This window comes from Azospirillum brasilense (genome assembly GCF_008365405.1).
In the GTDB taxonomy this organism is placed as follows: domain Bacteria; phylum Pseudomonadota; class Alphaproteobacteria; order Azospirillales; family Azospirillaceae; genus Azospirillum; species Azospirillum brasilense_D.
This window is the reverse complement of record NZ_QOKV01000052.1, coordinates 1-6,863: the sequence shown is the minus strand read 5'-3', so window position 1 is coordinate 6,863 and position 6,863 is coordinate 1. Positions and strand designations below refer to the sequence as shown.

3 protein-coding genes and 5 pseudogenes are annotated in these 6,863 nt (G+C 67.2%); 6 read left to right on the top strand and 2 right to left on the bottom strand.

Annotation, left to right across the window (positions count from 1 at the left end; translation table 11 throughout):
- Positions 1 to 199: pseudogene (locus DS837_RS32960) on the top strand (transposase); the annotation flags it as partial.
- A 495-nt stretch (positions 200 to 694) separates the two neighbouring features.
- On the opposite strand, the pseudogene DS837_RS32955 reads toward DS837_RS32960, so the two are convergent.
- Positions 695 to 1,753, bottom strand: a pseudogene (locus DS837_RS32955) (recombinase family protein); the annotation flags it as partial.
- 311 nt (positions 1,754 to 2,064) lie between these two features.
- Between DS837_RS32955 and DS837_RS31490 the strand changes: the two are divergent.
- The 5 genes and pseudogenes from DS837_RS31490 to DS837_RS31475 all read left to right on the top strand — a co-directional run.
- Positions 2,065 to 2,385, top strand: a pseudogene (locus tag DS837_RS31490) (transposase); the annotation flags it as partial.
- 153 nt (positions 2,386 to 2,538) lie between these two features.
- Positions 2,539 to 2,730: a hypothetical protein gene (locus tag DS837_RS31485; RefSeq protein ID WP_149168351.1), complete on the top strand. Its 192-nt coding sequence runs from the start codon at positions 2,539 to 2,541 to the stop codon at positions 2,728 to 2,730.
- Positions 2,723 to 3,868, top strand: a pseudogene (locus DS837_RS32950) (recombinase family protein); the annotation flags it as partial. The gene DS837_RS31485 and the pseudogene DS837_RS32950, both read left to right, overlap by 8 nt.
- Before the next feature lie 517 nt (positions 3,869 to 4,385).
- A pseudogene (locus tag DS837_RS32945) lies at positions 4,386 to 4,532 on the top strand (IS256 family transposase); the annotation flags it as partial.
- Positions 4,533 to 4,733: 201 nt separating this feature from the next.
- Positions 4,734 to 5,978, top strand: coding sequence for an IS701 family transposase (locus DS837_RS31475; protein WP_149168353.1), 1,245 nt, complete (start codon positions 4,734 to 4,736; stop codon positions 5,976 to 5,978).
- Positions 5,979 to 6,041: 63 nt separating this feature from the next.
- Here DS837_RS31475 and DS837_RS33400 read toward each other — a convergent pair.
- Positions 6,042 to 6,863: transposase family protein (locus tag DS837_RS33400; RefSeq protein ID WP_149168349.1), on the bottom strand; the 822-nt coding region annotated here is incomplete at its 5' end.

Sequence of the window (6,863 nt, the reverse complement as noted above, 5' to 3'; positions counted from 1 at the left end):
CGAGTTTCTGCGCAAGCTGAAACGCCGGGGGCTGAACGGCGTCAAGCTGGTGATCTCCGACGCCCATGGCGGCATCAAGGCCGCCGTCACCCGTGTTTTCCAGGCGACGTGGCAACGCTGCCGGGTGCACACCATCCGAACGCAATCCACCATTCGCCCCGGCCGTCGGCACCGGTTCGCGCCCCGGCGGCGGGTCGTGCAGCGGGATGACATGGCGGATCTCCAAGCTGTCGTCATGAACGATGATGCGCTCGATGATGAGTTGCAAGATCGCCTGCTTGTCGGCGAACGAGGCGTCCGCCAACCGGCCCCGAATGCGCTCGCAGAACGCCGTCAGGTCGGTGACGACCTCCTGCGCCTTGGCGCGCTGACCGCGTAGGGCGCGTTGCTGTTCCAACTGGCGGTCGAGCGCACGTCGTTGCGCGACGATCTGTCCGCGCCGTTCGGTCAGTTCGTCCAGACTGATGACGTCGGCCTGGTAGGCATCGAGCAAACGCTGGTCGGCGCGCGCCAACCCGGCGAGGCGTGCCACGATCCGCTGTTCGGCTTGCTGCTCGTGGGCGGCGGTATGCTCGGCATCGCCGGCGAACTGATGGAACTGAGCCACCAGCCGCTCCGGGTCTTCCAGCAGACCGCGGACATGCTCCCACACGGCCCGCTCGATGTCCGGCGCGGCGACGTTGGCGCGGGGACACGGCTGCGCCCGAGCGGTTTCCACGCAATCCTTGCCGGCGCAGCGGTAGTAGAGGCGTTCGGCCCGCTTTCCCGCCGACCGGGTTGTGCCATGCATGGACAAGCCGCAAGCGCCGCAGGTCAGCAGACACCGCAGAAGGTAGTCATGCTTGCTGTTGTTGCGGAACGACAAGGTGGCGTTGCGGGCGAGTTGGGCCTGGGCGCGGTCCCACGTCTCCTGATCGATGAGGGCGGGCACCGCGATCAGGATCCACTGGTCCTTCGGCCGCAGCCGACGGCACCCGACGCCGGAATAGGTTGGCTTGCGGGGGCGCGGCTTTTTCGCCGCGACGAATTCGTAGCGGTTGGCGTAGGCAGTGCCGGTGTAGACGGGATCGGACAGGATGTGGTGGACCGTCGACGGCGACCAGGGGTGCCGGCCGCAGCGGGGGAACCAGGGCCCGAAGTTCAGGCGCTTGAGAAGCTGGCGCAGGGTCATGCGCTCCTCCACCAGCCAGGCGTAGAGCAGGCGCACGGTTTCGGCCTCGGCGTCATCGATGACCCACTGGCCGGCCGCCTTCTCCTGACGCGGCAGGTAACGGTACCCGTAAGGTGGGTGGGTGCCGACGATCTGGCCGGCGCGGGCCTTCTGAAGTTTGCCGCGGCGGAACCGCTCCCCGAGGAGGGCGCGTTCGTACTCGGCGACGGCGCCCTGGATCTGAAGGAGGAGCTGGTCGCCGGGATCGTCGGTGATCGCGCGGTTGAGGAAAGCGACGGCGCAGCCGACCCGGCGGAATTCCTCGAGGAGCAGAACCTGGTAGGCGTAGCGCCGCGCCAAGCGATCCGGGGCCAGGACGGCGACGATGTCGACCTCGCCATCGCGCACCGCATCGCGCAAGGCATCCAGCCCCGGCCGATCGAGCCGGGCGCCGCTGTAGCCTTCATCGCGGAAGACATGGCTGTCGTTCAGGTCGTGGCCGTTGGCCTCGGCCCAGGCGCGCAGGGCGACGAGCTGGCTGTCGATGGTCTGCTGGCGCTCCTGGCGTTCGGTGGAGACGCGGGCATAGACGGCGGCATGCATGATGCTTCTCCCTCGGCCGGGCCGGCAGTCGCCGCCGGCCGTGATGTCGCGATGGGGACGAGAAGACGGCGGTAGGTGTCAGCCAGCCGATCCGGCCCGTCGCGGGTTCGGACGAAGACGGAGCGGATGGCCCAGGTCGCTGGCGTCGGGGGGTGTCGATGGCGCGGCATGGGCGGGCATCTCGGTGGTGGAGGTGTCCGCCCAACAGACCGCCACGGCGGTCACCGGCGACGGTGGCGCGGTTTGGCAAGGTGCGGCCAAGCAAACGCCAGCGTGGCCGTGAAGTGGATTCGGTCGATTGCGTTCGGATCGTGCATTTCTCCAGGACCGCCCTTGCTCATGCCGGCAAGAGCGGGCGCCGTGTCGTGGCGGCCTTCATCGCCACCGCCTTCGCGCAGGACGATGCGGCATCTGCCCGAACGCAGTGGCGGCAAGTGGCCGATCAAGTACGGACCAAGCTGCCGAAGCTGGCCACCCTGATGGACGAGGCGGAAGAAGACGTGCTGGCCTACATGACCTTTCCCAAGGAGCATCGGGCCAAGCTCCACTCGACCAACCCGATTGAACGTCTCAACGGCGAGATCAAGCGGCGCACCGAGGTTGTCGGCATATTTCCGAACGAGGAGGCGATGACCGCCTCGACAATGTTGCCAAATTGGACTTCGAATGGGCGGTTGCGATTGATCGCAAACGTTTGCGCCCCCGCTACCGAGAGGGATTTGGCCGCATTCCGTTGAACCTTCGTTGGCAGCCCGATCTGAGGGCGCCTGCCGAAGGAGGCGCCGATGGCCCGGCGCAGCGCAACCGTCCCCTTAACGATCCAGGTGTCGTTCGAGACGACGCGCATCAGCACCCAGTGTCTGATCGACGCCTACACCCATCTGGTGCCGATCGCCCGCCGTCGAGTGCGGCACGTCCCGAACCAGGATGCCGACGCCGTCGTCGAGTCGATGAAACGGAGGGGTGAGCATGTCTGAGCCCCAGATTGCCCTGTACGCGCGGGTCTCCAGTGAACAGCAGACCCACAGCAACACAATCGCTAGCCAACTCGCCGTTCTGCGGGAGCGGATCGCCGCCGCGGGGCTGGTGATGGATCCCGCCAACGAGTTCGTGGATGACGGCTACAGCGGAACCACGCTCCTGCGGCCGGCTCTGGAGCGCCTGCGCGATGCCGTGGCGGCCGGCGTGATCGATCAGGTCTACGTCCATGCCCCGGACCGTCTCGCGCGCCGCTACGCCTACCAGGTGCTTCTCATCGAGGAGTTCCGCCGGGCCGGCGTCGAGATCGTTTTCGTCAATCGTCCCATCGGTACCAGTGCGGAAGACGATCTCCTGCTCCAGGTCCAGGGAATGATCGCCGAGTACGAGCACGCCAAGATCCTGGAACGCAGCCGACGCGGACGTCGGCACGCCGCCCGCAGCGGGCTGGTCAGCGCCCTGGGCAAGGTCCCGTTCGGCTATCGCTACATCACCAAGGACGACGGTGGTGGGATGGCGCGCGTCGAAGTGGTTGCGGACGAGGCCCGCTGGGTGCGCCTGATGTTTGCCTGGATCGGCCTGGATCGCCTGAGCCTGCGGGAGGTTTGCCGCCGGTTGCATGAGACCGGTGTGCCGACCAGCACCGGCAAGACCCACTGGGATGCCACGACAGTCGCCCTGATGCTGCGCAACACCGCCTACATTGGGCGGGCGGTGTTCGGCCGCTCGCATTTTGTCCAGGCGGCGCCGCGGCTGCGGCCACTGCGCGGGCACCTGCACCCGCCGCGCCATCCCAACTCGCGCGTTCCCACGCCGCGCGAGGAGTGGATCGAGATTCCGATGCCGCCTCTGGTGGATCCCGTGGTGTTCGAGGCGGCGCAGACGCAGCTCGATGAGAACCGTCGCCGACGCCGGGAACGCCGCCGGCGACCGGGGTGGTTGTTGCAGGGATTGGTGGTCTGCCGGCAGTGCGGGTACGCGTTCTATGGCAAGATGGCGCGAGGCACCGTCGGCGGCCAGAAACCGGCCGATTACGGCTACTACCGCTGCCCTGGAACCGATGCGCATCGCTTCGCCGGGCAGGCGATCTGCCACAACCGATCCGTTCGCAGCGACCGTCTCGAACAGGCCGTGTGGGATGAGATCCGGGCCGTCCTCGAAGACCCGCAGCGTCTGGCCCAAGAATACGAGCGGCGACTTGCGGAGGTGCGTGATCGCCCGCGTGGCACCGATGCCCTTGCCGGGCTCGATCATCAGATCACCAGCCTACGCCGCGGCATCGGCCGGCTCATCGACGGCTATGCGGAGGGGATGATCGATCGCGCCGAGTTTGAACCGCGCATCGGCGGCATGAAGCAGCGCTTGTCTCGCCTCGAAGAGGAGCGGCGCAAAGTCGCCGAAGACGCCGAGGTGGAGAGCAACTTGGCACTGATCCTTGGCTGCCTTGAGGACTTCGCTGCCAAAGTCCACCAGAGCTTGGATGAATTGGACTGGACCGGCACGCGCGAGATCATTCGGGCCATGGTCCGCCGGATCGAGATCGATGGCGATCACGTCAACGTTGTCTTCCGCATACCGCCGCCGTCATCGGAAGGGGGCGGCGAACGCCCTTTCGGTGGAACGTGCCCAGCGGGCGATAATTGGCAACATTGTCGAGGCGGTCATTACCCGCCTCATCGGTGCGATCCTGTTGGAGCAGAACGACGAATGGGCTGTCCAGAGGGCGCGCTATATGACGCTGGAAACCATCGCCCCGCTCGGCGATGATCCCCTCGTCAGCCTGCCCGACGTGGCTGCCTGACAATCCCGGCCAGACCAGCCGGAGACCAAATGAGCGACCCAACTCCTACACCACGCTCAGGGGCACGATCACAGGGCATCGGAGACGAGAGGTGCAGCCATGCCCCTCCCAACAGCCCAATCCCCGTTTTGTTAGGCGCTCTAACATTACAGTTGCGATGGATCGGCCTCCCGCCTGTTGAGCAGGCTTTGGGAGGTCGCCATGTCCGGTGTCGCGGTCGAGGACCTGTTGGGGCTATGGTCAGAGGAGCTGCGGGGAGCCAAGGCCCGGCTCCGGCCCCTGTTCTTGCAGTCCGGCACAGCGGCATCAGCCGGCGCGTTCCTGGATGGGCTGCTTGGGCCGGAGCGGCGCAAGACCGGGTGGATGCGCGCCGAAGCCGCAGGTGATACGGGACCCTGGCGTCAGCAGGCGGTGCTCGGTCGTACCTCCTGGGATGCCGACGCGTTGCGCGACGTGGTCCGCAACTACGCGCTTGCTGCCCTAGCTGAGCCCGACGCCACGCTGGTCATCGACGAAACCGGCTTCCTCAAGCAGGGCACGGCGTCCTGCGGCGTCGGGCGCCAGTACACCGGCTCGGCGGGCAAGATCACCAACTGCCAGATCGGCGTCTTCGCCGCCTACGCCTCGTCCAAGGGCCACGCCTTCATCGACCGCCGGCTTTACCTGCCCAAGGACTGGACGGGCAACCCGGACCGCCTCGCCAAGGCCCACGTGCCCGAGGACGTGCGCTTCACCACCAAGCCGGCTATCGCCGCGGCCATGGTGCGCCGGGCGATCGACGCCGAGGTGCCTTTCGCCTGGGTGGCGGCCGACAGCGTCTATGGCGTCGGCGAGTTGGAGATGGCGTTGCGCCGTGCCGGCAAAGGCTATGTGCTCGGCGTCACCGGCAGCCATCACTTCAACTCCTGGAGCCTGACCCTGTCGGTATCCGGTACCGCCGAGGAGATCGCCCAGGCGGTGCCGGCGGAGAACTGGGCTCGCTTGTCGGCGGGCAATGGCACCAAGGGGCCACGGCTCTACGACTGGGCCTACCTGGAACTGGCCGATCTCGATCCCGAGATGGTCGGGGCGCCGCCCGGCCTGGGCCTCTGGACGCGCGGGCTGCTGGTGCGCCGGCGCCCCACGGACGGAGAGTTGGCCTTCTTCACGACCTGGTGCCGGCACGGCACGCCGGTGGACATGCTGGTCCGTGTCGAAGGGCAACGCTGGTCGATCGAGGACGCTTTTGAGACGGCCAAGAATGAACTGGGGCTGGACCACAACGAGACGCGGAGTTGGCACGGCTGGCACCGGCACGTCTCGCTGGTGATGCTCGCCTTCGCCTTGCTGGCGGTGGTCCGCCATAAGGCCGATGCCCTCGCCACGCCCCCAAAAACTGCGAGGAAAGAACCCCTTCCATGGTCCGTTGGTCGATGCAGGAGATCCGTCGTGTTGCCGACCGCCTAACTCGGCGGCGGATCGAGCCAGCCGTCGTCATCGCGTGGTCAACCTGGAGGCGATGCCATCAGGCTATCGCCAACGAGGCCCACCGGCGAAAGGCGCAACTGTAATGCTAAAGCCGCGAGGAGGGTTCGTCTCCGAAGCAGTAAGCTGATGTGGTGGACGGCCCTTCCACCTTTTTGAATCGGTGGCAAGGTGATGCCGTCGAAGAAACCATGTGTCGGCCTTCGAGGGGCCGGCGTCCGGAGACGTCCGGCGCCGGCTCGTGGCCCACGCCCGCACCGTTGATCGGCCGCCGGTGAAACCCTGGCCGCCAATCTCGCGCCACAGCGCGGTGGCGTTTCGCTGACCTTCGGCCCAGCGGTGCTCCAGGTGCTCAAGGTCCGGCGCGAGGATTCCTACGCCACTCGGCGGGCGCGCCCAGGTGCCGGGGCCACCAACGCGCAGCCAAGCACGCACCGTCTTGCGATCCAGGGCGCAGTTTCGGGCGATCGCGCTGATCGTGGCGCCGGCGTCCGCCAACCGTCGGACCCCCGCGTAGCGGGCGTGACGAAGGGCAATGTGGCGCTGAATGTCGACGAGGCGCTCGGAGCGGCGAGCGGAAGGTTGCGCGATCCCGGGTAGGCGCTCGGCGAAGGTGCGCTTCGGGCAACCGGCCTCTCGGCATAGGAACCGGCGCGCCTGGAGGCGAAGGATCACCGGCCGGCCTTGCCATGGCAGATCGGCCAGCCGGCGCTCATAGCGGCTGTGCACGCGGGATGAAGGGTAGGTGTCGTCGACGAACAGCTTGGGCGAGGCCAGCACGTCGGTGAGCAGGCGCTCCCACAGTGGGGACAGCCACCACGCCACCCGCCCCATCCAGTCGGCTGCGGTCTGGCGGTCGAGCGTGAC